This window comes from Kitasatospora sp. NPDC058184, from assembly GCF_042883725.1.
Lineage (GTDB): Bacteria > Actinomycetota > Actinomycetes > Streptomycetales > Streptomycetaceae > Kitasatospora.
Genome location: NZ_JBHVVE010000003.1, coordinates 330,103 through 355,716, shown reverse-complemented (window position 1 = coordinate 355,716; position 25,614 = coordinate 330,103). Strand labels below are relative to the sequence as shown.

Annotated in this window: 17 protein-coding genes; 9 read left to right on the top strand and 8 right to left on the bottom strand. The window is 69.9% G+C overall.

The annotated features are described in order from the left end of the window. Positions 1–2: 2 nt before the first annotated feature. Positions 3–7,763 (bottom strand): polymorphic toxin-type HINT domain-containing protein, encoded by a 7,761-nt coding sequence (locus ACFVXH_RS07955; RefSeq protein WP_387821373.1) that lies wholly within the window; start codon positions 7,761–7,763, stop codon positions 3–5. A 689-nt stretch (positions 7,764–8,452) separates the two neighbouring features. Between ACFVXH_RS07955 and ACFVXH_RS07950 the strand changes: the two genes are divergently transcribed. After that, positions 8,453–12,559, top strand: a complete 4,107-nt coding sequence (locus tag ACFVXH_RS07950) for a hypothetical protein (protein ID WP_074005369.1) — start codon at positions 8,453–8,455, stop codon at positions 12,557–12,559. 285 nt (positions 12,560–12,844) lie between these two features. Here the strand turns inward: ACFVXH_RS07950 and ACFVXH_RS07945 are convergent, their stop codons facing one another. Then, a complete protein-coding gene (locus ACFVXH_RS07945; protein WP_074005368.1) occupies positions 12,845–13,207 on the bottom strand; it encodes a hypothetical protein in 363 nt (120 codons plus the stop codon). A gap of 313 nt (positions 13,208–13,520) precedes the next feature. Here ACFVXH_RS07945 and guaD point away from each other — a divergent pair, with 313 nt between their 5' ends. After that, positions 13,521–15,968 (top strand): guanine deaminase, encoded by a 2,448-nt coding sequence (gene guaD, locus ACFVXH_RS07940; protein ID WP_387821369.1) that lies wholly within the window; start codon positions 13,521–13,523, stop codon positions 15,966–15,968. A gap of 167 nt (positions 15,969–16,135) precedes the next feature. Here the strand turns inward: guaD and ACFVXH_RS07935 are convergent, their stop codons facing one another. From ACFVXH_RS07935 to ACFVXH_RS07920, 4 genes are all read right to left on the bottom strand, one after another. After that, entirely contained in the window at positions 16,136–16,840 is a 705-nt protein-coding gene (locus ACFVXH_RS07935) for a DUF1062 domain-containing protein (RefSeq protein ID WP_387821366.1), read from the bottom strand. A 438-nt stretch (positions 16,841–17,278) separates the two neighbouring features. Continuing rightward, on the bottom strand, positions 17,279–17,797 hold the full coding sequence (locus tag ACFVXH_RS07930; RefSeq protein ID WP_387821363.1) for a DUF6879 family protein: 519 nt from the start codon (positions 17,795–17,797) through the stop codon (positions 17,279–17,281). 229 nt (positions 17,798–18,026) lie between these two features. Then, positions 18,027–18,287 (bottom strand): hypothetical protein, encoded by a 261-nt coding sequence (locus ACFVXH_RS07925; RefSeq protein WP_375873987.1) that lies wholly within the window; start codon positions 18,285–18,287, stop codon positions 18,027–18,029. Continuing rightward, a complete protein-coding gene (locus ACFVXH_RS07920) occupies positions 18,287–18,652 on the bottom strand; it encodes an ATP-binding protein (protein WP_117484996.1) in 366 nt (121 codons plus the stop codon). The genes ACFVXH_RS07925 and ACFVXH_RS07920 overlap by 1 nt, the downstream gene beginning before the upstream one ends. A 267-nt stretch (positions 18,653–18,919) precedes the next feature. Between ACFVXH_RS07920 and ACFVXH_RS07915 the strand changes: the two genes are divergently transcribed. From ACFVXH_RS07915 to ACFVXH_RS07905, 3 genes are all read left to right on the top strand, one after another. Next, positions 18,920–19,783, top strand: a complete 864-nt coding sequence (locus tag ACFVXH_RS07915) for a helix-turn-helix transcriptional regulator (RefSeq protein ID WP_117484999.1) — start codon at positions 18,920–18,922, stop codon at positions 19,781–19,783. Further along, entirely contained in the window at positions 19,776–19,967 is a 192-nt protein-coding gene (locus tag ACFVXH_RS07910; protein WP_117485001.1) for a DUF397 domain-containing protein, read from the top strand. The genes ACFVXH_RS07915 and ACFVXH_RS07910 overlap by 8 nt, the downstream gene beginning before the upstream one ends. Positions 19,968–20,057: 90 nt before the next feature. Then, positions 20,058–20,249 (top strand): DUF397 domain-containing protein, encoded by a 192-nt coding sequence (locus tag ACFVXH_RS07905; RefSeq protein WP_387821359.1) that lies wholly within the window; start codon positions 20,058–20,060, stop codon positions 20,247–20,249. A gap of 154 nt (positions 20,250–20,403) precedes the next feature. Here ACFVXH_RS07905 and ACFVXH_RS07900 read toward each other — a convergent pair whose 3' ends face one another. Beyond that, positions 20,404–21,249, bottom strand: a complete 846-nt coding sequence (locus ACFVXH_RS07900; protein ID WP_387821357.1) for a helix-turn-helix domain-containing protein — start codon at positions 21,247–21,249, stop codon at positions 20,404–20,406. Between the two features lie 193 nt (positions 21,250–21,442). Here ACFVXH_RS07900 and ACFVXH_RS07895 point away from each other — a divergent pair, with 193 nt between their 5' ends. The 4 genes from ACFVXH_RS07895 (at position 21,443) to ACFVXH_RS07880 (ending at position 24,507) form a co-directional block, all read left to right on the top strand. Continuing rightward, positions 21,443–22,195, top strand: a complete 753-nt coding sequence (locus ACFVXH_RS07895; RefSeq protein WP_387821354.1) for a DUF6879 family protein — start codon at positions 21,443–21,445, stop codon at positions 22,193–22,195. After that, positions 22,192–23,034, top strand: coding sequence for a helix-turn-helix domain-containing protein (locus ACFVXH_RS07890; protein ID WP_387821351.1), 843 nt, complete (start codon positions 22,192–22,194; stop codon positions 23,032–23,034). The genes ACFVXH_RS07895 and ACFVXH_RS07890 overlap by 4 nt, the downstream gene beginning before the upstream one ends. Positions 23,035–23,172: 138 nt before the next feature. Then, the gene (locus tag ACFVXH_RS07885) at positions 23,173–23,331 is read left to right on the top strand and encodes a hypothetical protein (RefSeq protein WP_387821348.1); all 159 of its coding nucleotides are present in this window, start codon (positions 23,173–23,175) and stop codon (positions 23,329–23,331) included. Between the two features lie 3 nt (positions 23,332–23,334). Next, complete coding sequence (locus tag ACFVXH_RS07880; RefSeq protein WP_387821346.1) at positions 23,335–24,507, top strand: methyltransferase domain-containing protein; 1,173 nt, start codon at positions 23,335–23,337, stop codon at positions 24,505–24,507. An 89-nt stretch (positions 24,508–24,596) separates the two neighbouring features. On the opposite strand, the gene ACFVXH_RS07875 is transcribed toward ACFVXH_RS07880, so the two are convergent. Continuing rightward, positions 24,597–25,577, bottom strand: a complete 981-nt coding sequence (locus ACFVXH_RS07875; protein ID WP_387821343.1) for an ArsR/SmtB family transcription factor — start codon at positions 25,575–25,577, stop codon at positions 24,597–24,599. Positions 25,578–25,614: the final 37 nt, after the last annotated feature.

Sequence of the window (25,614 nt, the reverse complement as noted above, 5' to 3'; positions counted from 1 at the left end):
GCTCACCCTCCGACCGATAGGTCAGTCGTGCCACGCCTCACTAGCGCACTCTGGCAGGATAGACAGGCCGCCTCGGGTAGGCCAGTGGAACTTCTGACAGTGAGAAATTCGATATCGCTGAATTGAAGAGGACGCCCAAACATGCCCTCAAAATCAGCCGCATGATTGGCAAACAGTGCATTGCATGCGCGCATCTCCGCGCAGTTAGCCGCATCTCCCTCGAACATCTGCCCGCCATCGGCTGCAGCTTTCTGGATCTCAGGCTCCAGATAGGCTGGGCGGGAGGAAGCTCCAGAATAGCCAGGCTCCATCATGTCCGTGTTCTTGATGCGTGCAACGGAAGTCATCGTGGCATCTTCTGGCGCTTGCTTGGCGGCGGCGCGAGCAGCAGAGCCCATATCCGGACCACAGGAATTGTGGACCAAGATCGGCACATCGCCCGCCACAACATAGTACGTGTGGAAGTCGGCGATCGTCAGGTTGTACATCCAGGAGCGACCCGCAACAGGGCGCACGGCCGCGACCTCGATGAGGTCGCCGGATTCGCTCTTGAGGACATGCCCAACCGTGAGCTCACCCGCTGGCGTCCACGAACGGGTCGTGTCATCCCAGAAAGGGTGGTTGGACGTGGTGTGGACGGTTTCCTCGGCAACGCCTGCGGTTTTGATTGTCACATCGACGAGGTCTTCGTCGTCGTTGATCAGAGTGGCCAGGACAGGCCGGTCCCCGTTGTCCTCCCCTGCGGGTCGTTCCGGGTCGTTTGACTTGACCTTGTCGCCGATCTGGATTTCGCCGATATTCTTGCTGGTACCGTCGGCCATCAGAACGGGCGTGTCGGGCGTGAAACTGCAGTTTCCGAAGAGCTTTTTGAGTGCCTTCTTAACTACCCCAGATTCTTTGATCAGACCCTTGGCTGCCCTGGCGCCCTTAGCTGCTCCCTTTACGGCTCCGGGCCCACCACCAGCAATCTCCGCTACAGTCTCGGCGATCTCCCCGAACCTGTAGGCCGGATCGTTGTGTGAAATACCGAACAAGTCAGCTGCAGGGTGCGCAGTCGTTTTCATCGGAACAATGCCTGGAATGACGGTGACGCCAGCCTGCTGGTTAACCCCCGCCATGGCATTATTCATCGCGGCAAACGGGCTGTTCTCCGTCAGCCACCCGACGGCGGAGTCGAACCCGCCAGCAGCCATCTTTCCGGCTATGCCGGGAAGATCCTTTAGTTTGGGTCGATCCGGGAAGATCATGATCCCAAAGATCGAGATCAGTCCGCTGGGGTCGCTGAGGTTGACGGGGTTGTTGTTGCTGTAGGCGTAGCCGTTGATCTGCTGTGGGTCGGTGGGGTCGAGGATGGGGTCGACGGAGATGAAGCGGCCGTTGGCCGCGTCGTATTCGCGGGCACCGAGGTGGGTGAGGCCGGTGGTGGCGTCGTTGGTGCCGCCGACGAAGCCGCGTTCGGTTGGCCAGGAGGCCGGCTTCTTGCCTCGGGGGGTCCCGAAGGGGGTGGTGTCGCCTCGGGTGTAGTCGAGGTTGTCGGCGCTGATGGTGAGTTGGGCGGTTCCCTGCTGGTCGTTGATGAGGTAGTTGAGGCTGCCGTCGGAGGCCTTGACGAGGGTGACGGGACCAGCGGTGATGTAGCGGGTGCCGGTGACCTTGTTGGCAGTCTTGTCGAGCTTGAGCTCCTGGCCGTCCAGGTAGAGGGTCACCGCGTCGGGCTCACGGCGCAGGAGGCGGTTGCCGTTGGCGTCGTAGAGGAAGGTCGTGCTCTTGCCCGCGGTGGTGGACTTGGCGCGGTGGCCCTCGGTGTCCCACTCGAGCGCCTGGTCGCCGTCGACGGTGACGCGGCGGACGGTGTTGCCGGCCTCGTCGTAGGTGAAGGTGTCGGTCCGGGCGCCGGTCCCGGTGATGTCGACCCGGGACAGGGCGTGGGGCCGGCTGCCTCCCGCGGCGGGGTAGGTGGAGGTGCGCTGGGTCTGGTCGCTCGGCGGGTTCTCGGGGATCTGGGTGAGCTGCGCCCAGGGCAGCCAGCTTCCGGTGGCGTAGGCCCGCTTGGTGTAGTTGATCGCCCCACTGGCGACCGTGATGAGCTTCAGGTCACCGCCGGAGCTGACGACCGCTGCGGACGTGGGCTGGTTGAGCTGGCCGACGACCTGGCTGACGTTGCCCCAGCCCGCCCAGGTGGCGTCGGGCTTGCGGATGGTGTGCCAGATGTTTCCGCCCGCGATGGCGGCGACTTCGAGGCCGGCGCCGGTCGCGGTGGCGGTGAGGCTGGTGGGCGAGGTGAGCGCACCGGTGGCGCCGTAGACGTCACCCCACTTCTGCCAGATGCCGTTGCCGAAGCGCACGGTGTGCCAGAGCCTGTCGCCCGCGATCACGATGACCTCGAGGCCGGAGCCAGTGGCCGCGCTGGTGACACGGGTGGCTCCGGTGAGGCTGCCGGTCTCGCCGTAGACGTTGCCCCAGCCCGCCCAGACACCGTCGGGCCTGCGCAGGGTGTGCTTGAGCACGCCGTCGGACAGGGCGAGGACCTCCAGACCGGAGGCGGTGGCGGACAGCGAGAGCTGGCTCGGGTTGGTGATGGGCCCGACCACGTTGGTGACGTCGCCCCACCCTCCCCACTTGCCGTTGGCGTCGCGCAGGGTGTGCCACACCCTGCCGCCGGCGACGGCCATGATCTGCAGGGTGTTGTCGGCCCAGGCCGCCGCGACGTACTCGACGGCGGCGGGCAGAGGCCCGGCCTGGGTCTTGTGCAGGTTCTCGAAGTTGGCCCACGTGCCGTCGGCGCGCTGCTGGGCGAGGTAGACCTGGCCGTCGGCGATCGCGACGGAGGCGGTCTGCCCGTCACCGGCGATGGCGACGGAGGTCACCTTACCGGTGTCCATCAGCGGACCGGGGGCGGCACCGAAGCTGCGGTTGGTCGCCTGGGTCCGGTTGCCGGCCGCGTCGTAGGTGTAGCTACTCCAGTACGGGTCCACTCCGCCGACATAGGGGGCAGTGGTCGAGGTCGGCTTGGCCACGCAATCGTCGGTCGACGACCAGGCATCGGTCAGACGCTGGGCGAAGTCGTACGTGTAGCACTGGGTGTCCGCGACAGTTGCGTTGTCGCGGTCGTCGCGGACCCGGGTGATGTTTCCGACCGGGTTGTAGGTGTAGGTCTTCTTGTCGAGGGTCTGCGGGCCGCTGCGCTCCCGGTCGGTCTGGACGAGAGCGAGTCGCTGGGTCGCGTTCTCGTAGTCGTAGGTCTGGACCGCCCTGGACCCGACGTTGCCGGTGACACTCTGCTGGAGCTGGCCCAGCGGCGAGTAGGTGTTGCCGAGCGAGTACACCCGGCTGCCGCCGCTCACCGTGGTGGGCAGACCCAGCGGCGTGTAGTTGCGGCGGACGGTCTCCTGCGGGAGTCCGCCGCCGGCCGGATAGGTCGTGGTGTCGACCAGGCCGGTGTTGGGCGTGTAGGTCTGGGAGGCGTTGTAGGTGCCGGCGAGCAGTCCTTCGCTGTCCGGGACGGTGACGGTGGTTCCGGTGGGTCGGGCCGCGCCGTCGAACCCGGTGATGCCGGTGGTGTAGGCCTTGCCGTTCTCCCAGCGGGTGCTGCCGGTGGCCAGACCGTTACTGCCGGGCAGGGTGTCGTAGGCCCACTCCGCCAGCTTGGTCCCCGTGGTGGAGCCGTCGAACATCCCCGTCTTGCGGCCGAGGACATCGTAGGCATACGCGAGCGTCTTGCCACGAGCGTCCGTGACGGTGGCAAGTGTGCCGTCAGTGTTGTAGGTGCTGGTGGTGGTGCCCTTGTCCGGGTCGACGGCCTTGGCCTGGCGGCCGAGCAGGTCGTACTCCCAGGTCCAGGCGTTGCCCGCGGCGTCGGTGAACCGGGTGAGCTTGCCGGCCGGGTTGTAGGAATACTTCAGGGCCTCGTACGCCGACACGGGGGCGTCGAAGTCCGGGCTCCCGCTCTTGTAGTGCCGCACCTCGGAGGTACGGCCCCAAGCATCGGTGATGGTGAGCGTGGGGGTGCCGCCGTCGGGCGGGGTCGTCGCGCTCCAGTTCACGCCGTAGCGGGTGGTGGAGCGCCACTTCTCCATGTTCAGGGACTTGAAGATGCCGGCGGTGGGCCGGTCGAGGCCGTCGAACTCGGTCTCCGTCTGGGACGGGACCTTGTTGTCCAGGCCAATCCACAGCGCCGCGACCGGAGGCCCGTCGGCATGGTACGCCGCGTTGGACCGGTAGACCCGGCCGTGGCTGTCGTAGAAGCTGTCGGTGATGTTGCGGCCGCCGTTGTGGGCGGTGCTGCCGCCGTGCGCCTCCTCCTGGACCTGACGCGGACGCAGCAGACCGTCGAACAGGGCGATGCTGGTGCGGTAGTCACCACCATCGAGCAGGGTCCTGGTCGTGACGGCTGGCTGCTTGCCCGGCTCGATGGTGTAGGCGTACGTCGTACTGGCCGAGGCGCTCTTGTCCCGGCCCGGGTTCCACACGGCCGTGGTGCGGCCCATGGCGTCGTAGTCGACGTACGTGGTGCGGTTGTTGGCGTCGACGACCTTCACCGGCAGGGCACGCAGGCCGTCGTAGCTGGTGGTGGTCGTGAACTGCTTGGGGTTGGTGGACTGAACGACGGTGGCCTGGGAGCCGCTCGCCGGAGTGTAGGACGTCGTGGTCTCGGCGTTGTTGACGTCCTTGACGGAGGTGACTCGCCCGTACTGGTCGTACGCGGTGGTGACGGCCGTCAGGTAGTGCGGGGTGGCGCCGTCGTAGCGATCCAGGGCTTCCGTCGTGATGGCGCTGCCCTTGCCCGGCTCCGGTGCTGACCCGAGGGGCTTGCCGTCGTAGGCCGTCCTGGCTTCGCTCGTAACGGTCACCGGCGTAGCGGCGGTCGAGCAGAGCGTGCTGGCGGTCTGGACGGACTGCGGGTAGGAGATCAGCCAGTTGGCGGTGTCGGGGGTGACGTAGGTGGTGCGGGTGCACTGCTCGTCACCGGTGACGTTCGTGTCGCCCTCGTCCGAGACGGTCTTGACCTGACCGTAGTCGTCGAAGGTGCTACTCGACCGCGCGGTACGGGCGGTGCTGCCGTCCGGCTGGAGCGCCTTCGTCGTCGTGCTCTCGGTGCGGACCATCGAGGCGGTCACCGGGGGCAGGACTGCGGCTTCGGGCCGGCCGGTCTCGCCCGGCGGGGTGGCGGTGGGCTTGCCGTCCTTGCTGGGCAGGGCCTTCACCGCCCGGCTCGCGGTGCCTCGGACCCAGGGGTTGTTCACCGTGCTGGTGATCGGCTTGCCACCGTCACCGTCGTAGACGATGGTCTCGCGAGCATAGCCGGCGAGTTCGTTGCTGTCCTTGACACCCTGGAGGGGGCTGACCGGCCTCGGCTGACCGTTGGCGAGGGTGTCGCCGTCCATGCCGCGGAAGTAGACGGTCTCGGTCAGGCTCTTGCCGGAGTCGCCGACGCGGGTGCGGACCCGCTGGTAGCCGCGGAAGTCGCTCCAGGTGCGCTGCTTGTCCGGGGTGAGCTCGGAGTTGTCGCGCCGCCAGGCGGCCCCGTCGAGGTACTCGTACGCGGTGACCTTGTCGGGGGATCCCGAGCCGGCGACCAGGTCGTGCTCGGTGACCTTCTCCACGAGGTACTTGTGGAACCAGTCGAGGACCGGGTCGACCGCGCCCTCGGGGGTCCACCACGTCGGATAGCAGCGCCTGGTGTTGCTGTCCAGGGCGGGAACAGACCCCGCAGCGCAGTCGATGGCGGTGTACGTGATGTCGGTGTTGGAGCCGGTCTCGGAGGTGATCCGGTTGACCCGGTACCGGTTCATCGGCGGCCGGCCCTCGGCCGAGTCGACCCGGTTGGGGCGCAGGTCCCCGCCGAAGGTCACCGGCTGGAGCGTCTGCGCGGTGGTGCCGGCCTTGGCGGTACGGGTGATGGACTGCAGCCACATGGCCCGGCCGCCGCTGTCACCGGTGGCAGGGAAGTACTGGTCCAGGCTCCAGGCGTCGATGTCCCGGTAGCTGCCGTCGCCCTGCAGGGCCTGCGTGCTGATGCCCGTTACGCGCCGCTTGGACCAGAAGGTCGGGGAGCTGTTGCGGCAGTCCTGGTCCTTGTCGCAGGACTGGTCGACCGGGGTGTCGAACCAGTTGGCGGCATTGGCCTTGGTGAAGGAGCAGTCCGCCGCCACACACCGGTCGGCAGTGGAGAAGGTGACCTTGCCCGCGGGCGACGCACCGTAGACCTGGCCGGCCCGGTGGCCGTACTCGATGCGGTTCAGCGTGACAGCACGGGTGTAGACCGCGTCCGCCTTGGGGGTACTGGTGGCGGCGCCACTGTTCTTGGCGTAGGCGTTCTTCTCCTGGTCGTAGAAGTACGCCACCGCATTGCCGTGCGGGTCCACGACGTAGTCGAGCTGCCAGCGCCAGGCCCGGTCGCGCGAGGAGTCCTTGAACGCGGGCGCGTAGCCCGGCTCGCCGGGCTGGTTGCCGAACACGGGCACGGTCAGGGCCGCACCGGTCTCGGGCTTGCCGGCGCTCCAGCCAGGCAGGCGGTTCTTGCCGAAGAAGTACTGGGTGCCGTCGGTCGTGGTGACCTTCCAGTACTCGTTGTCGGTGTCGCCGTTGGCGGTGTCCGACGCGTTGCCGTTGAGCTTCTCCACCCGCGAACCGTCGTCTTTCGACAGCTTCCACGTACCGCTCGCGTCATCGCGCACCAGTGCGGAGGCGCTCCCGTTGAGCGAGACCATGGCGTTGTCGGACTTCCAGCACAGGTCACCACCCGTGGCGGGAGCGTTGCTGCCCGAACCCTTGTCATCTGTGCACGCGGTGTAGCTGCGCTCGACGAAGCCGGGGTTGTAGTCCCAGCCGTCACCGATCCACGAGGACTGGTTGTTGGTGGACGCGGTACGCCCGTCGATGGCCCCGGACGAGTAGCCGAGGGCGACCTTGGGAGCCATGCCGCCGGGAACCGGCGGCAGCTCGATCGGGTAGGACCAGTCGAAGGAACCGGTGTTGCCGGTCACCGACCAGGTGCTGGACGGGGAGAGCGAGGTCGCCTTGTAGTTGCCCTCCGGGCCCGATGCCCCGGCGGTGGCGGCCAGAACCGTCGCACCGGCGACCGACGCACTCGCCGCCTGGACGAACGACGCCTTGACGGCGCCGTCAGCGGGAACCTGGTCAACGGGTGCGGAGACCACGACATCCGCCGTCAGGGTGCCGGCCTTGGTGTCATTCGACGCGGCCAGCGGCGTGGCCGTGCGGCACTGCGGCTGGTCCGGCGTGGTCAGCGCACACGGGGGAAGCTGAACGAAGGTCAGGCGCGAACCCCAGTCGGCCCCAAACGACTCCCGAAAGGCCTTGTAGTCCAGCTGGACCCGGGCCTTGTCCGGCGTGGCGCTTCCCGCCACCGGCTCCAGGTTGACCAGGACACCGTCGAGACCCACGATGGCCGCCGCAGCCCGGTCCGACACGGCCACCCGGACCTTCGACTTCCCGCCCGCCGCCGGCTCCGACCCGACGGAGGTGACGGTCAGCGGGAGGCCGGGCGCCTTCCCCTGGGGCGAGGACTTCGGCGCCGAGGCCGCCGGCACGTCGACCTCGGCCTTCCCTGGCTTGGGCCATGCCGCAGCCGGAGGCGCAGTCGGGGGCGCAGTCGGGGGCTGGGCCGCCTTCGGGCGCTCCACCTCGACCTTGGAGAGCGGGACGGCCTCGACGTGCTGGACGGGCGGCAGCTTGAACTCGCTGCCGGCCGCTACCGCGATGGCCGGAATCTGCACAGCGGCGGCGATCAGAGCCGTCACGGCTATGGGCACAACTTTACGGAGTACTGGGCGTGTTATTGCCTCGGACCGTCGCGTTCGCGGTCCGGGCAATGCGCCCGCTTCGGATGGATGCATCCGTTTCTTTCCTCTGGTCGTCTTGTGCGGGTGCGATCACACCCGGCGGGACGCTATCAAGGGCTGCTGACGAGACGCTCGTTGATGATTCGTCACGCACCTGACCGAAGGTCATTTATCTCTCTTTTATAACTCCTTCACACACTCGGCGACACCCCTCCGCATTGACAGCATGTCGCAAAATACGGCTTTGTCTCATAAAGTCCTCCCTTCTTACTCACTCTCCGCGCCGTGTGATCACAATGTGGCATCTGTTTTCCCCCTCCCCCCAGATCCGGCCACCTCACACTCCACCGGATCGTCACCACTCGCTTGCATGATGGGGGCGCCCTCGAACCGAACAGAAAGTGAAGGGGATGCACCATCACAACGCCCGCCGAATAGGGCGAACGACCCAAAAGTCGGCGGCCGCGCTGATCGCAGCGGCCACCGTCGGAATCGCAGCGATGGGACCAATTCCCGCCCGCGCGGACAGCGGAAGAACTTCCACCACCCCTCGACCGAACACCCCTGAGCAAGAAGCTTTTTTGAAGGCTCATCAGACCAGAAAGCCTGTCGAGGTCGCGGGCCGGCAGGACGAGACGACCGACCTCGTGGCGAACCCCGACGGCAGCTTCACCCTGCGTCGGCACGCGCGGCCGGTCCGCGCGAAGGTCGGTGGGCAGTGGCAGCCGGCCGACGCCACGCTGGAGCGCCGTTCCGACGGAACCATCGCGCCGAAGGCCTCCGTCTTCCCGATGACGTTCTCCGCCGGCGGCAGCACCGCGCTGGCCACCATGCAGAAGGACGGCAAGTCCCTCGCCATCACCTGGCCGACGCCGCTGCCGCAGCCCGAGCTGAACGGCAGCACAGCCCTGTACCGCGATGTGCTGCCCGGGGTGGACCTGAAGGTCCTCGCCGAGGCCGACGGCTTCGCCCACCAGCTGGTCGTCAAGACCCGCCAGGCCGTGAACGACCCCCGCCTGGTCCAGGTCACCTACGGCCTGAAGACCGCGGGCATCACGCTCAACGCCGACAAGGACGGCCGGATCGCCGCGACCGACACGGCCGGCGGCACGGTCTTCACGGCGGAGGCCCCGCGGATGTGGGACTCCCACGCCCCGGCCGCCGCTGCCCAACAGCAGCAGCCCACCGCCACCGCCTCCCCGTTGAAGGCCAAGGCCGCACTGGCAGCGGCCCCGTCCGCCGGCAGCACCCCGCCGTCGGACCCGGCCGCCGCCGGCAGTGGCGAGCACGCGCCGAAGACGATGGCCACCGAGATCACCGCAGACACCCTGCGGGTCACCCCGGACGCCGACCTGCTGCACGGCGCCGACACCGTCTTCCCGGTCGTCATCGACCCGACGTTCACCGACGGCTGGCGCAACCGCTGGGCGGTCGTCTACTCCGCCACGCCCAACGACGCCTACCCGGACGGCAACGGCTGGCACTCCGACAACCCGGCGGACGAGCCCCGCGTCGGCTACAACGGCAGCGGCAACACCCGCTCCTACTTCGAGATGAACACCCGCGGCCTGGCCGGCGCCACCATCATGTCGGCGACCTTCCACGTCGAGGAGACCCACTCCTGGGGCTGCGACCCGGCCGCGGCGGGTAACACCGAACTCTGGGCCACCGGCCCCATCAACACCACCACGCCGACGTGGAACAACCAAGCCTCCTGGATCTGGCAGCTCGATGCCAAGGCCTTCGCCCATGGCAACCCCGGCTTCTGCCCCGGTGTGCAGGGCGCGGACTTCAGCACCGAGAACCTGCGCCAGGTCGTCCAGGGCGTCGCCGACCGGGGCGACGACAGCGTCACCTTCGGACTGCGCACCCCGGACAACTACCTCGGCAACAAGAACAGCTACAAGCGGTTCAAGAACAACCCCTGGCTGGAGATCACCTACAACCGGCCCCCCGTCCTCCACGACTACGCGGCCTGGGAGGGGCAGTGGACGCCGGGCAGCAGCAGCAACGTCAACGTACCGTGCGTCAGCGACCCGGCCGCCTGGCCCACCGTCGGCCGCAACGACGTCGTCCTGACCGCCAGGATCTCCGACCCTGACAGCGACGTCGCCCTGAGCGCCAAGTTCGAGGCCTGGGACCACGACACCGGGCAGTACATCCTGGTCGATCGGGCCTCTGCCCCCAACGGGACCTGGGCCATCACGAGGCTCGGCTGGGCCAAGATGCGTGACGGCGGCCGCTACAAGTGGCACGTTCAGGCGGAGGACGGCATCGCCGGCTCGGGTTTCGGCCGTGACTGCGGTTTCAACGTGGACAGCACCCCGCCGTCCAAGCCGACCGTCACCTCCGCCGACGGCCACAGCATCGACATCGAGGACGTGCCCGCCCGCACCCCGCGCACGGTCAAGTTCGCCTCCAGCGACCAGTTCGGCCTGAAGGGCTTCTGCTACTCCCTCAACAAGCCCCTGCCCGTGGTCAACCAGGGCTGCGGCGGGACCTGGGTGGACGCCGGCCCGGACGGGACCGCCACGGTCTCCGTGACCCCTACTCTGTGGCCGACCAACCGACTCACCGTCCAGGCCATGGACAAGGCAGGCAACCTCTCCCCCTATGACGGCTCGGACGGCGGCCCGAACTCCAGCACCAGGCTGATCACCACCGCCCGCAGCAACTTCGTCCACGACGCCACCGACGCGGCGCTCGTCGGTGACCGACCCGGGGACCTGACCGGCGACGGACACGCCGACCTGGTGGCCGCCACCAGCACCGGCGAACTCGTTCTCTACCCCGGCCGCGGCGACGGCACCTTCGACCAGCCCCGGACCGTCGCCAACCCCGGATGGTCCGGCGCCCAGATCACCCACCGGGGTGACTTCGCCAGCCAGAGCCCGGGCCAGGCATCGGACGGCTACGAGGACCTCCTCGTCAAGCAGGGCACCCGGCTCTACCTCTACCCCGGCAACGGCATGGGCGCCCCAGACGAGTCCAAGCGCACCGAACTGCTCCATCCCAGCGGGGCCGACTGGTCGGGCACCAGCCAGATCGTCGCCGCCGGGAATCTCGACACCGATCCCGGTAGTGACCTGATCGCCAAGGACGGCGACTCCCTCGTTGTCTACAGCGGTACGGCCGCAGGGCCTCTGGCCACCGAGTCCGACATCAACAAACTGAAGCCCGGCACCGTCGTCTCCGCCTCCGGCTGGAGCGACTACGACGTCCTCGCCCCCGGCGACGTCAACGGCGACGGCATCCCCGACCTGCTCGCCCGACGCAACACCACCGACCCGAACGACGCCGAGTACGGACGCGTCCGCCTCGTCCTAGGCGCCCGCAACGCCGACGGTCTCGGCTACCAGGTCGGCGCCCCCGTCACCGGCACGATCTACGCCACCGGCTTCGACCCCCAGCACCGGCCCCTGATCACGACCCCGGGCAACCTGCACGGCACCGTCGCCGACAGCGGCAAGGGCTACCGGCTGTTCACCCCGACCCCGGGCCAGTCCACCGGCGACGTCCTCGCCACCACCCCGGCCGACCCCGCCGCCCCGGTGACCTACTACACCGCCGACGGGACGGCGCAGTCCACCACCTGCCCCACCGGCTGCCTGCTGATGTACCCGGGCACGCCCACCGGGCTCGGGCAGCCGCGCCTGGCCGCCCAGGGCAACCTTCACACCGTCACGGCGCTGGACGGCGGGCAGAGCCTGCGCAGCCCGGCGACGGCGATGACACGCGCCGCCGACGGCACCCTCGTCGCGGTCAAGACCAACGCCGACGGCAGCCTATGGGCGACCAACCAGACGAGCACCACCGGCGGCTTCCGCGACTGGTACGCGCTCAGCGGCCCTGGCGTCCACACCGGGGACCCCGCGCCGATCCTGTCGCCGGCCTCCGGCGGCACCGTGCACGTCTTCGCCCGCACCCGTACCGGCCAGATCGTCGACTACGCCCAGACCGGGCCCACCTCGGCCTTCAGCCCCGCGGCGGCGGTCGGCAGTTCCGCGCCGGTGTTCGCCCAGGACCCCGCCGTCAACCTCGCCGCCAACGGCAGCATGATCGTCACCGCCGTCGACACGGCCGGCGACCTGTGGGCGACCAACCAGCCCGCGCCCGGCGCCGCGTTCGGTGCCTGGTTCAAGGTCAGCGCCAGCGGCGGCCTCACGGGTCGCTCCGCGGCCGTCCTGTCGCCCGCGGGAGGCGGGACCGCCAACCTGTTCGCCCGCACGACGAACGGGCACATCGGCTACTTCGGCCAAGGCAGCCCCACCAGCGGATACAGCCCGGGTGCCTACCTCGGCACCACCTCGCCCGTCTTCGCCGGGGACCCGAGCGTCACCACGGCCTCCAACGGCACCATGATCGTGGCCGCCATCGACGTCAACGGCGACGTCTGGGCCATCGACCAGGCCGCGCCGGGGACGCCGTTCCGCGAGTGGTACAGGATCAGCGTCAGCGGCGGCACCGGCGGCGCCACCAGCATCGTGCTGTCCGCCGGAGCCGGGGGCACCGTCAACATCGTCGCCCGCACGAGCAACGGGCACATCGCCCTGTTCGGCCAGGGCGGCCCGACCACCGGGTTCAGCACCGGCGCCTACCTCGGCAACCCGAACATGACCTTCGCCGGGGACCCGCGCGTCACACTCCTCGACAACGGGGCCATGATCGTCATGACCACCGACGTTGCAGGCACCACCTGGGCGATCGACCAACCCGCCCCTGGATCCGACTTCCGCTCCTGGTACCGGATCTGACAGCTGGCAGGAGGAAATGAGTCCGGCTGGCCTGGCAGCACACGCCAGGCCAACCGACAACTCAAGCTGACAGCGGGTGATCCGCGCCCCGCCCTGGGCAACTGTCGTCGGCTGCGGCACGCCGGGCGCGGTCGGCGGCGGGGTGCCGCACGGGGTAGGGCTGCCGGAGGCCGCGGTCGTGGCGGAGCCGCAACCCGAGGACAGCGGTGCGGCGTCAGTGGCGGCCGCGAGGTGGCGGTCAGGCGGCGGGCGGGGCATGGAGGGCTGGCGCATCGGGCGGGCCGATCACGCCCGCCGCCGGACGGCAGTGAGCCGCGCCGCTTCGCCGGCCACAGTCCTTGCCAGGGTCCACGCCCCGCCGAAAGCCGCTCCGGGGCGCGTCTCAGTCGTCGTCGCGGCTCTGGAAGTACCACTGCTGGGCTTCACCCCCGTGGAGCCGGTCGGCTCCACCGGGGCGCTGTCCTTGCCGCCGGTCAGGGACAGGGCCCTGCCGTCGCCGACCACCGCGGTCTTGAAGCGGCCCTGGTTCTCCAGCGCCACGTCCCGGTCCGCCGGGTTGTCGCTCAGGACGGCGTCGTCGCCGTCGACGGCCGGGTACCGGCCCATGCCGACGTTCCGGACGGTGTCGTACCGCCCGTTCTCCTCCACGTCCCGGTGCCGGGTGTCGAGCTCGCGCTCCTTCTGTCCGACGACCCTGTCGCCCCGGGAAGGTGCTCCCCCGCACCGGCGGGGCCGGGCGCGTCGGCCGCCCAGGGCCCACCTATGCCAGTCCCGCCGAAGACCACTCGACCGGCGGAATCCGGCGCGCAGCGCCGGTCGGCCCCTCGTGAGACTGGGAGCGCAGTCGCCTCGCGGCCGATCGGTCCGCACACGTCCGGCCTGCTGTCCGGTGGGGAGCACAGGGAGCCCGGAGCCTCGGACGGGCCTCGCAGCCGCCTCAGCCCTCTTGGGAGTGAGCCCCATGCGAACCTCTGCGTTCTCCGACGACGGACCCGGCGGACCCGACCGCCTCGGCGACACCCGCGACACCCGAGCGGCCGGCGAACCGTCCGCCGGGGCGGCCGGCCGGTGCCGCCCGGCGGTGACGGCCGTCCGGGGCGGCCTGGTGTGGTTCCGCGACGACCCGTTCCTGACGCCCGAGGGCGAGGACGACGGGGACGCGCTCGTCTACGTGGAGGATGGGCTGCTGGTCTGCGAGGACGGGAAGATCGTCGCGGCCGGGGACTACGGCGACCTCGTGCGCGGCCTCCCACCCGACACGAAGATCGTCCACTACCGCGACAAGCTGATCCTCCCGGGCCTCGTCAGCACCCACGTCCACTACGTTCAGACCCGGATCATCGCCGCCTACGGCAACCAACTGCTGGACTGGCTCAGAGCGGACGTCTTCCCGGAGGAGGCCCGGTTCTCCGACCCGGACTACGCCCGCGACGTCGCGGCCCTGTTCTGCGACGAGCTGCTGCGCAACGGCACGACCACGGCCCTGGTCAACTGCGCCACCTACCCGGAGTCGGTCGACGCGCTGTTCGCGGAGAGCGTCGGTCGCGGGATGCGGCTCGCGGCCGGCAAGGTGCTGATGGACAGCGAGGAGTGCGCGGCCCCGCCCGAACTGCTCGACGCCTCCCCCGAGGTGGGCTACGAGCAGTCCAGGGAGCTGATCGAACGGTGGCACGGGGTCGGCCGCAGCATCTACGCCGTCACCCCGCGGTTCGCCGTCGCCTGCACCCCCGGGATGCTGCGCGCGGCCGGGGAGCTCTGGCGGGAGTACCCCGGCACGCTCCTGCAGACCCACCTGGCGGAGAACCAGGCCGAGGTGGCGAAGGTCCACCAGCTGTTCCCGGAGTGCGAGGACTACGTCGACGTCTACGAGACGTACGGCCTGCTCGGCCCCGGCGCGGTCTTCGCCCACGCCGTGCACCTGTCCGAGCGCGAGTGGAAGCGCCTGTACGAGACCGGCAGCGGCGTCGCGCACTGCCCGACGTCCAACCTCTTCCTGGGCTCCGGCCTGTTCGACATGCCCCGCGCCACCGACCCCCTCCGGCGGGTACTGGTCGGACTCGGCTCCGACGTCGGCGGCGGCACCAGCCTCTCCCTGCTCCAGACCGCGGGCGAGGCCTACAAGGTCGGCGCCCTGCGGGACTTCCCGATGACCGGGGTCAAGCTGTTCTACCTGGCGACCGTCGGCTCGGCCTCGGCGATGCGCCTCGACCACCTCGTCGGCTCGCTGGAACCGGGGCACGAGGCCGACTTCATCGTCCTCGACCCGGACGCCACCCCGCTGCTCTCCGCCCGCACCTCCAACGCCGGCTCCCTCGGCGAACTCCTGTTCACCTTCGCGCTGATGGGGGACGACCGCGCCGTCCTGGCCACCTACCTCAACGGCCGGCTCGCCCACGAGCGGGACGCCGACGACGCGCCCACCGGGTCCGGGCGCGAGCCCGTCCGCCGGTTCGACGCCGGCGGGGGGAAGCGGTGGCAACGGACCTCTGAGCGCAACTACATGCGGTGGACGGTCTACGACCCCGAGACCGGCTGGTCGAAGGAGCGGGGCACCACCAGCAGCGTCCCCTTCGGTCCCGGCATCGACGTGTACAAGGACTCGCTCTGGTCCCTCGGCACGGGCGGCTGGAAACCCTTCCAGATGATGTGCAACCGCTACCAGAAGGAGGACGACACCTGGTACACCAGGCTCTTCGTCAACGACGTCGAGGGCAACTACGTGCTCGCGTCCGACCAGGTCGCGGTGCAGCACGCCAACGACTTCCTGTACTGCGTGAACCACCGCACCGAGGACGACGCCCGCCTGTGGTGGACGCGCTACAACTCGGAGGGCCCCGAGCATGGTTGGTCCCCGCACCGGCCGGTGGAGGACGACCGGGACGTCGCGGTCCGGTCGACCAACCCGGCCGCGACCACCGTCTACGACGGCCTCCTGTACTGCGTGCACGACGACGAGGACGGCTTCCTGCGGTGGATCACCCACGACACCGCCACCGCGACCTGGGGCACCGACCGGCTGGTCCCCGGCGACATCGAGGTCGCCCGGGCACCCGTCGTCGAACGCTTCAAGAACGACCTGTACTGCGTGCACGACCGCGGCGGGGACGAGCTGTACCTCATCACCTACAACAGCGAGACGGACGAGTGGAGTTCCGACGAGCCCATGGTGGACACCGACGGGAACCCGATCCGCACCGGCTACCGGCCCGCCATCGCCCGGTTCAACGACTACCTGTACTGCGTCTACTTCGTCTACGAGAACGCCTACTACGGATCGCTCTGGTGGACCCGGCTCCACGAACTCGGCGACGAGTGGAGCGTCCCGGAACACATCCCCGACGTCTACTCGAGCTCCGGGCTCGACCTCACGCCCTACTACGGCGGCCTGTACTGCATGCACCGGTTCTGAGCCGGCCCGCGCTGCCCGTCCCCGACGATCAGCCGAGGAAGAATCCCGCGGCCTTGACCGCTGCCGCGGCCGGCCCGCCCGCGCGGGACGCGGGCGGGCCGGATCGGGGACGCGGACGGTGTCGGCGGCCTCCTCGTCCATCGCGAGCAGGCCGTCCGCCCGACCTATCAGATACTGCCGGCCGCCGCGGCCCGGCGTGGGAACTCCCTGCCGGGTGCGGGCGGCAGCCCGATCCGGGCCGGGGCGGTGGGTTCGGCGGCGGGCGCGTCGGGGGACTTCGCGTGTTTGGCCGCGTCGACGGAACCGGGGCCGTGGATGGTGAGTTCGAATTCCTGGTGCGCCTTGGCGTCCGGCGCGAACGGCAGGCGGATCCGGCCGTCCGCGACCAGACGGCGCACCTCGGCCCGGCTCAGGCCGAGACCGAGCTGGAGCAGCCGCTCCACCCGGACCGGTGCGGGCAGCTCGAAGCGCACCCGCACCGGGAGCGGGTTCGGGTCGTCGAGCGCGTACAGCGGCATGCGGGCCTCCAGCTCCCACGTCCCGGTCCAGTCGAGCCGGTACCGGTTCTTCGCCGCGAGCGACGCGCTCATCACCAACTCCCGTACCGCTGCCGGGTCGTTGGTCTCGTACGCCACCAGCCGGGCCGGCTCCAGCGTCGAGACGTGGGCGCGCTCGTGGACGGGCGCCTTCGAGGTCCGGTCGCACGTCGCGCAGCTCAGCAGCAGCCAGACGTCGAGCAGCTTGCCGTTCGCGTTGACGCGGATCTTCCCCGAGGCGCGGTGCCGTGTGCCGGGGCAGTCCGGGCAGGGCCGGACGACGGTGGGCAGGGCGGACTGACGCACGGCCCACAGGGCCTTGCGGTCGGTATTCATGTGTGTGTTGGGTGCTTTCAGGACTCAGCGGGAGGGCATGCCGAACTCACTCGGCTGCTCCCGCTCTCTGACGGATGCTCACGAGGGGCGCGACCCATCGCCCCGGGGCCGGTTCGTCAGGCTCCGAGGTCGATCGCGCGACAGGTACGTACTACGTGGCAGTCATCAAAAGTCCATGCGGGAGATCATGATCGGGACGGCGCCCCGCGGCAACCGGATTTCCCCCCGCCCTCGGCCGGCGCTCGCGCGCAGCCCCGCCCACCTCCCGCACCACCTCCACCGGACGGGCGGTTGGATCTTCACCCGGCCGCCCCGGCGCCCGGCACTCCCGGGCGCGGGGGTTCGGGGAAAGACCACCCGTCCGTGGCGCGGTCGGTGCGAGTCGCCGCCGGGCTGGCAGGGGCTGATGCCGGGACGGCCCCATGGACGGTTGGTCGGTCAGACGGGACGGTAGTCCGCGTGCGGCGTCGCCCGTTCCCATGCGACCTCGTAGGCCGCCAGGTACCGCTGGGCCAGGTCCGGATCGGTCCGGACCTCCATACCGGCCTCGGCCCACTGCCCGTTCCCGGCGAAGTGGTGCAGGATCACCACCTCGTCGTCCATGACCCAGCCGTCCAGGCCGGACAGGAGCAGGTCGCCGGCGCGGGAGCGCGGCAGCCACCGCACGTCCTCCCCCGCCGCGACGTTCGGGAACGTCACGTCGTACTCGTACCGGATGTAGTCGGTCACCGGCTCGGAGACGACACGCAGTCGGCGCACGGCGACCCCACGGCCGGTCGCCTCGGCCACCACGTCCAGCCACGACCGCCACCAGGACTCGCGGTCCGCCGGATCAAGCCGCTTTCCCTGCTCCCAGGCGATGAACTCGGGGTCGTCCGGCATGTAGCTGTCGCGCATCTCCAGATGCACCGCTGAGCGCCGCGCCTTGGCCAACTGCTCACGAACCGCCGTTGCCACCGTCGTCGACCTCACTGTCCGGCCGGCGATGAACTGGACCACGGCCCCGCCAGTGAAGGGCCGTCAAGGGCGTGAAGGAAGCAGTGCCGCAGCCCCCGGCGCGTGGGCGGCGGGGGCTGGCGGGGTCAGGCGTCCTCGTCGGGCGGCGGGGCCGCGCGGAGGATGGTGACGATGCCCAGGGCGACGATGGCGGTCGCGAGGGCGAGGAGGACGGCGAAGGCCGTCCCGATCAGGTATCGCACGCGGTCCTGCGCTCGGCGTCGAGGAGCAGGGTGAGGAGGTTGAGGAGCGTTGAGGCCGGCGCCGTGTTGAAGCGGACGAGGACGCGGCCGTCCATGGTCCGGTCGGTGCCGATCGAGGGGAAGATCAGGCCGAACTCACGCCCCCGCTCCACGACTTCGTCCAGGAGGGCGCTGATGTGGTCCTCGGTGTAGTAGCGGATCCGGGGGTCGGTCGGCAGCATCGGGTGACGGCCGGGGCGGTAGATCATCAGACGGCGCCCTTCCGCAGCTCGAACCAGACGGATTTGGCACGCTCGTGGGGGTCGACGCCCCAGCCGTGGGTGAGGGCGGCGACGAGCTGGAGGCCCCGGCCGGACTCGGCGAGCAGGGACAGCGGCGGGCTGGAGGGCAGCACCGGGCTCTCGTCCGTGACGGAGACCCGGAGGACGTCCCCCTCGGAGATGATCTCGACCAGCGGCGCGGGGGTCTCGGTGTGCCGCCAGGCGTTGACGAGGAGCTCGCAGAGCGCGAGCTGCGCGTCGAAGATCGGGGAGGCGGGCCAGCCGACGCGGGTCATGGTGTTGCGGAGGGTCTGTCGCGCGACGGCGATGGTGGGGGTGTTGATGTGACGCATGGGAGTTCTCCCGAGGCGTGAGTGAGGGGGAACCGGCGGAACATGTGTCGCCGTGAGCCAGGCCGTGGAGAAGGACATGGCTGCTCTGCGGTGCTTGCTAGCAGGCGTTACTGACGATCCGTCGGACCGATGTGAGATCGACCGTAGCGCACCCCTCCCTGAGTTTTTAGGCCGACGCCTACAAATTCGCTCTATCGTGTGGCTCTCAGATGGACCTGCACGTGGCCAGCGCGGCACACTGGCCCCAGCACAGGCAGAAAGGACGCCATGCCCCTTCGCTCCAATCCGACCCTCCGTCAACGGCGGCTTGGCTCTGAGCTGCGGAGAATCCGGGAGCAAGCCGAGCTCGGTGGTAGCCAACTCGCTCGCACTCTCGGCATCAGCCCCGGACAGATGACGCAGATGGAGAAGGCGAAGATCGGCGTCAGCCCCGAGCGCCTGCGGACCCTCGCCTCGGCCTGCAACTGCGTCAACCAGCCGCTGATCAACGCCCTCGTTGACATGGCCCTGGAGCGGGAGAAGGGATGGTGGGAGAAGTACCGTGGCACCCTGACCATCGACTTCCTTGAGGTGGCAGAGCTTGAGAACCGCGCCAAGCGGCTGACCATCTGCACGACCACCTACGTGCCCGGACTGCTGCAGACCAGCGACTACGCCTCGGCCGTGTTCGCCCGGATCTTCCCTCCGTTGCCGCCGCAGGACATCGACACCAGGACGGCCTTCCGGCTCAAGCGGCAAGAGGTCGTTCGCTCGGGTGCGATCCCCCTCCAGGTGTTCATCCACGAGGCTGCACTTCGGATGCAGTTCGGTGGCCTCAAGGTGCTCATCGGACAGCTCGGTTCACTGCTCGACGATTCCGAACGGCCCGGCATCTCAGTCCGCGTCGTGCCCTTCGCCGTCGACACCTTCCCCGGTTCCGGCGAGAACCTCACGTTCGCCGAAGGCCCTGTCCCCGAGTTGGACACCATCCAGATGGACGTCACCCAAGGTGCACTGTTCTTCGACTCCCCAGCAGACCTGGCCAAGCACCGGGCGATCTTCTCTCGTCTGGACTCCACAGCACTCTCCGAAGAAGGATCACGTGATTTCATTCGATCCGTCATGGAGGATGTGAACCATACGTATGCGTAGTTCAGAGTGGCAGAAGTCCAGCTACAGCGCCGCAAACAACGAGTGCGTCGAGGTCCGTACGGTCGGCGGCGCAGTCAACCTCCGCGAGTCCGACGAGGGCCACCTCGTCCTCCGTACCACCCCCATCGCCCTCGCCTCTCTCCTCCACGGCATCAAGGCCGGCGAGTTCGACCACCACGCCTGACGGTTCCTCTCCGCGCCCCTCGCCCTCCCCAGGGCGAGGGGCGCAACAGGACACTCCATCCGATCTGCCAGGCAGAAACGGAGAACAGCAATGCGAGAGTCCAACTGGCAGAAGTCCAGCTACAGCGGCGCAACCAACGAGTGCGTCGAGGTCCGTACGGCCAGCGACACAGTCGAACTCCGCGAGTCCGACGAGGGCCACCTCACCCTCCGTACCACCCCCATCGCCCTCGCCTCTCTCCTCCACGGCATCAAGGCCGGCGAGTTCGACCACCACGCCTGAACCCTGTGCGCAGGAAGTCGGCCCGCCCGACTTCCTGCGCAGACACCCCACCGAACCGCTCCGACGCCGTCGTCCCCGGCGCCGGGGACCGTTGTCCGCCACCCGGCGGGCCCTTGCGCTCCGCAAGGGCCCGCCGACAGAGGGACCTGCTTCCTCAGTGATCATGACGCGGCACCCGCCAGGACCTGACGATCACCCGGTGTGCCGCCGGACCGTACACGGCGCTCTCCGCCAGCGCGTCCCATGCCCGGGTGTGGAGCGCGACGTCCGCCGGATCGTCCAGCCACATCTCCGCGTGCCAGGACTCGGTGATCACCAACGTGCCGTCATGGATCGAGAACCCGACTCCCACGGGCACTTGCAGATCGGCCTCAAAAGGAACGATTCCCAACCGGACGTTCCCACCCGCCAGCCACGGCATCAAAGCCTTCATCTGGGCGGCCATCACGGCCGGCGAGCAGAGGCGGGACAGGAGCGCCCCTTCCCACACCAGGAAGTGGAACGAACGCGAGCGATCGGCGAGCACCCTCTGGCGCTCCATCCGAGCCGCCACCGCCGCCTCGACATCACGGATCGAGGGATGAACCCTGGTGTACCGGGCGAGGACCGCCCGAGCGTACTCAGCCGTCTGCAGCAGGCCGGGAATGAGCGTCGGATCGAACGACTGACGATGCCCGGTCTTCCTTCCCTGCGCGGCATGCGCCTCCTGCACCGGTCGCGCGCCACCCGCGAGCTGGCGCCTCCATGACCGGTACTGCGTCTCCAGCGTCCGTAGTCGGCCCACGAGTTCGGCAGCGGCGTCAGGCCTGCCGACGGCCTCCGCCCACGCGACCAGATCCGCCGTGCCGGGCGACTGCCTTCCGTTCTCCAACGTGCTGACCTTGGACTGCGGCCAACCCAACAGCGCGGCCAGGGCGCGGCCGGACAAGCCGCTCTCGGTGCGGAGTTCACGCATCCGGGCACCGAGAGCAACCCGTGCCTGCTGAAAGTCGGTACTCACATGACGGAAACTACCTGAGCCCGGAACTCCGCGTAGCGCACCGCGTGGTGCCAGGCGGCGTCACGGGCCCGGCAGGCGCGAGGGAGCACCACACCAACCGCCCACCGCAGGAGAATATTCGAGAATCATCACTCACTCCACGTGATCCTCCGGGCATCCTGAGTCAGCCTGATCGACTTCGAGGGGAGTGGCCATGAGCCGACGACTGCGGTACATCGGGAGCACCTCGGACAACAACGGATGCCCGACGCTCTACGAGGACGCGGACACCGGGGAGGTGATCGTGCAGGGAGACCTGGTGACCGATCCCGACGAGATCGCCCAGTTCCGCGCCGTCAAGCCCGGCGAGGGGTTCGTGACCGTGCCCCGCACCCTGCTCGCCGACTTCGCGCCGCGCGACGTGGACCGCGAACGCGTGCTGGTCAGTTACGACGAGTTCGAGGAGATGTTCACGAGCTGCCGGCACACGGCCTTCCGGCTGGAGACCCGCCGCCGCTACCGGTCGGACGAGGAGTCCGAGACCTACCGGCAGTTCGTGGCCGGACAGGCCCCCGCGTGGGACCTGGACCACCCCTGGTGCCGCACGCGCCGCGAGCAGACGGACCTGGGCAAGCGGTTCGAGCGGGTGCGCATCATGGACAACCCGCCCACCGTCGGGCAGCGGTACCTGCTCAACAACTCCGAGCGGAACGGCCTGGTCGGCGAGGACATCCGCTACCTCTGGCGTGCCGACGCCGAGCGGCTCGGCCTCCCGGCGGAGGACGCCTGGCTGTTCGACTCGCGCTACCTCGCCCTGCTGCACTTCGACGCCGAGGACGACATCACCGAGATCGAGGTGATCACCGACCCGGTGAAGGTGGCCCGCGCCTGCCAGGAGCGGGACGCCGCCTGGCACTACGCCACCCCGCACCGCGAGTTCGCCGCTGGGGTACCGTCCGGCATGTGAGCACCGACTTCCAGCACGCCAGAACCGCCCTCGGCCTGCGGCTCCGTGAGCTGCGCGCCGGGGGCGGTCTCACTGGTCGGCAACTGGCCGACCGGCTGGGCTGGACGCAGTCCAAGGTCAGCAAGCTGGAGACCGGCCGGCAGACGGCCACCCACGACGACCTCAAGGCGTGGGCCGAAGGCGTCGGGCAGCCCGGGGCGGCGGCCGAGCTGTCGGCGAGGCTGCGCGCCTTCGAATCGGGAACCCGCTCCTGGCGGCGGCAGTTGGCCGCCGGGCACAAGCCGGTGCAGGACACGCTGACCGCCGAACACGACCGCTCGACGGTCATGCGCGCATGGCAGAACTCCACGATCGTCGGCCTGCTCCAGACGCCCGACTACGCCCGGCACGTCTTCAGCGCCTTCGTCGACCTCCACCGGTCACCGCGCGACGTCGAGGAAGCCGTACGCGCCCGCGTCCAGAGGCAGGAGAGCCTGTACCGGCCGGGCCGGAAGTACCACATCGTCATGTGGGAATCCGCGCTGCGCGGTCTGATCTGCCCCCCGGCCGTGATGGCCGCCCAACTCGACCGGCTCAGCGGCGTTATCGGGCTGGACACCGTCTCCCTGGGCATCGTCCCGTTCGAGGCTTCGCTCACCTTGCCGCCGGCCAACGGCTTCTGGATCCACGACGACCGGCTCGTCGTCGTCGAGGACTGGCACGCCGAACTCTGGCTCGACCAGCCGGACAACGTGGCGCTGTACCGGCGCGTCTGGGACACGCTGGCCGACTCCGCCGTCTACGGCGCCGACGCCCACCGGGTCATCGCGCGGTGCCGCCGGGCTCTCGGGGACGGGTGAGGAATCCCCGCGAACTCCGCTCCCAGCGGCTCGAATACCCGAGAATCACGCGCCCGCCCTCGCATCGGACACGCCTAACGTGCTCACTGACACCCGTGAGCAGCACGGGAGTTGACCGACAGCAAAAAGGGGAAGCGCATGCCCGAGTTCGACGGTGGCAAGCACGGTGGCGGCCAGGGCAACGGCCAGGGCGGCGGTCAGCAGGACGACTCCAGCAGCGGCAACAAGCACGGTGGCGGCGGCAGCGACGAGGGCGGGAACACCTCGGACGGCAGCGGCCCGACGTCCGGGCACTGACGCGTGAGCGACCGGCACGAAGCGGAGGCCGGCCGGGCCAGGCTGGCCTCCGCGCTCATCGCGAACGGGTCCCTCGCCCCCGACTGGCTGGCGTCGTACCACGCCGTTCCGCGCCACTGGTTCGTCCCTGACCTGATCTGGCCGGGCCGGGCGGACGGGGTGCGCCAGGGCGAGTCCGTGCACCGCTTCGCCGATCCGGACGGGTGGTTGGGCGCCGTCTACTCCGACGCGCCGCTCACCACGCAGTGGGACGACGGCGAGCACAGCGGGTTCGACCGCGGCACCGTGCCCACCTCCTCCAACTCCATGCCGACCATGGTGTTCTCCATGCTCGCCGCCCTGGGTGTGGCGGACGGCGACCGGGTGCTGGAGATCGGCACCGGCACCGGGTGGAACGCCGCTCTGCTCTCCCATCGCGCGGGGGCCGGGAACGTCGTCTCGGTCGAGGTGGACGAGGACAGCGCGGCCGCCGCACGGCACCGGCTCGCACGCGCCGGGTACCGGCCCCGGCTCGTGGTGGGCGACGGCTCGGAGGGCTTCGCCGACGGCCCGCCGTTCGACCGGGTGATCGCCACCTGTTCGGTCCACCGGATTCCGTACACCTGGATCGAGCAGTCCCGGCCCGGCGCCGTGATCGTCGCCCCGTGGGCGCCCGAGTACGGCGGGGAGGCCGTCGTCCGGCTCACGGTCGGCGACGACGGCACGGCGAGCGGCCGGTTCGTCAGGTCGTCCGCCTTCATGCGGCTGCGCCGGCAGCGGACCGTTCGGCCCGGCAGCCTGGAGTACCTGTCCGGGCCGTGGCCGGCCGACGGCACGCGGACGTCGACGTCCCTCTCCCCAGATGCCGTCGGCGGGTGGCCGGCCATGTTCGCCATCGGCGTGCAGGTGCCCGGCGCGTTCCCGCTGACCGAGCGGTACGCCGACGGCACGTACACGCTGTGGCTCCACGACACGGCCGTCACGTCCTGGGCCACCGCCGACTGGGAGCCCGGCCGGACCGCCTACGAGGTGGTGCAGTCCGGCCCCCGCGGCCTGTGGGACGAGGTGGAGGCGGCCTGGCGCTGGTGGCGTCGCCGGGGGCACCCCGGCTTCGACCGGTTCGGGCTCACCGCCACGCCCGAGGGGCAGACGGTGTGGCTGGACAGTCCGGACAACCCCGTGCCGGCGCCGCACTGACGGGAGTGGGAAGTCGGCCCGGCCGACTTCCCACTCCGCGCCCCGCGCCCCTCGTCCTCCCCGGGCGGCGGCGCGGGGCGCGCGTACGTCTACACCGCTCCGCCGAGCCGCTGGTAGAGGACGTGCCGGGACTGCCGGGTCCGGGTCACGAGGCCGGCCCGGTGGAGGATCTGCAGGTGGTAGGAAGCCGTGGCCGGGCTCAGGTACAGCCGCTGCGCGAGCTCCGTCGTGGAGCGCGGCTGGCTGAGCTCCGCCAGCAGCTTGCGCCGCATCGCGCCGATCAGGGGGTGGTCCCGCTCCGGTGCCAGGCAGTCCGCCTGCCCGGCGGGATAGACGATCAGCGGGGTGCGCGGGGCCGGTACGCCGGGCGGCTCGCCCGCGCAGAACAGCGCCCAGTCGACGAAGACGCTCGGCGTCAGGATCACCGCGTCCGCGTCGACCGTCAGCCGGTGGATGCTGCCCGTCCGCAGGTGCACGATCAGCTCGCCGTCGCGCCACTCCAGGTTCGGGGCCAGGTGGTTGAGCGCCTCGGCGAGCCCGAGCCGGGCGATCTCCGAGGCCCGCGCGGTGACGTCGGCCTCCAGCCTGGCCCGGATCCCCGGCCACGACGACGCCAGTGCCCCGTGCCAGAACCGCGCCATCTCGTCGGCGAGGCGGCGCGCGACGTACTCCTCCCCCCGCTCCAGCGCCCGCAGCAGCTGCCGCGGCGGCGGGTGGCCGGAACCCCGGTCCCACGCGTGCCCGTTGACGGCCCCCGCCAGCTCGTAGTGGACCCGCTCCCGCGGGGTCGTCGCGATCTGGTGCAGCGCCGTGTCGATGTCGGTCAGGAACGCCGGGGGCTCCGGCCGGATGAAGTCCGGCGCGTACCCGAGCGGACCGCCGCCGCCGACCACGGCCAGCAGCCCCAGCCGGTTGCGGGACAGCGCCTCCGTCGCCCTGGCCCGCCACTGCGGGGTGAGCGTGCCCGGGCTGAAGCCGACGAGGCGCAGCAGGTCCTTCGCCGCGCCCACCGGTGAGACCGCGAACCTGACGCCCCCCAACCCCCGGGCCCCCAGGCGGATCCGGATCACGAGCGCTCCCCCTTCGCCAGCCCCTTCGAAAGAAATC

Coding starts and splice junctions, on each gene's coding strand:
- ACFVXH_RS07895 (WP_387821354.1), top strand. CDS start 21,443: ATGAGCCGACGACTGCGGTACATCGGGAGCACCTCGGACAACAACGGA.
- ACFVXH_RS07935 (WP_387821366.1), bottom strand. CDS start 16,840: ATGAATACCGACCGCAAGGCCCTGTGGGCCGTGCGTCAGTCCGCCCTG.
- ACFVXH_RS07915 (WP_117484999.1), top strand. CDS start 18,920: ATGCCCCTTCGCTCCAATCCGACCCTCCGTCAACGGCGGCTTGGCTCT.
- ACFVXH_RS07925 (WP_375873987.1), bottom strand. CDS start 18,287: ATGATCTACCGCCCCGGCCGTCACCCGATGCTGCCGACCGACCCCCGG.
- ACFVXH_RS07910 (WP_117485001.1), top strand. CDS start 19,776: ATGCGTAGTTCAGAGTGGCAGAAGTCCAGCTACAGCGCCGCAAACAAC.
- guaD (WP_387821369.1), top strand. CDS start 13,521: ATGCGAACCTCTGCGTTCTCCGACGACGGACCCGGCGGACCCGACCGC.
- ACFVXH_RS07885 (WP_387821348.1), top strand. CDS start 23,173: ATGCCCGAGTTCGACGGTGGCAAGCACGGTGGCGGCCAGGGCAACGGC.
- ACFVXH_RS07905 (WP_387821359.1), top strand. CDS start 20,058: ATGCGAGAGTCCAACTGGCAGAAGTCCAGCTACAGCGGCGCAACCAAC.
- ACFVXH_RS07920 (WP_117484996.1), bottom strand. CDS start 18,652: ATGCGTCACATCAACACCCCCACCATCGCCGTCGCGCGACAGACCCTC.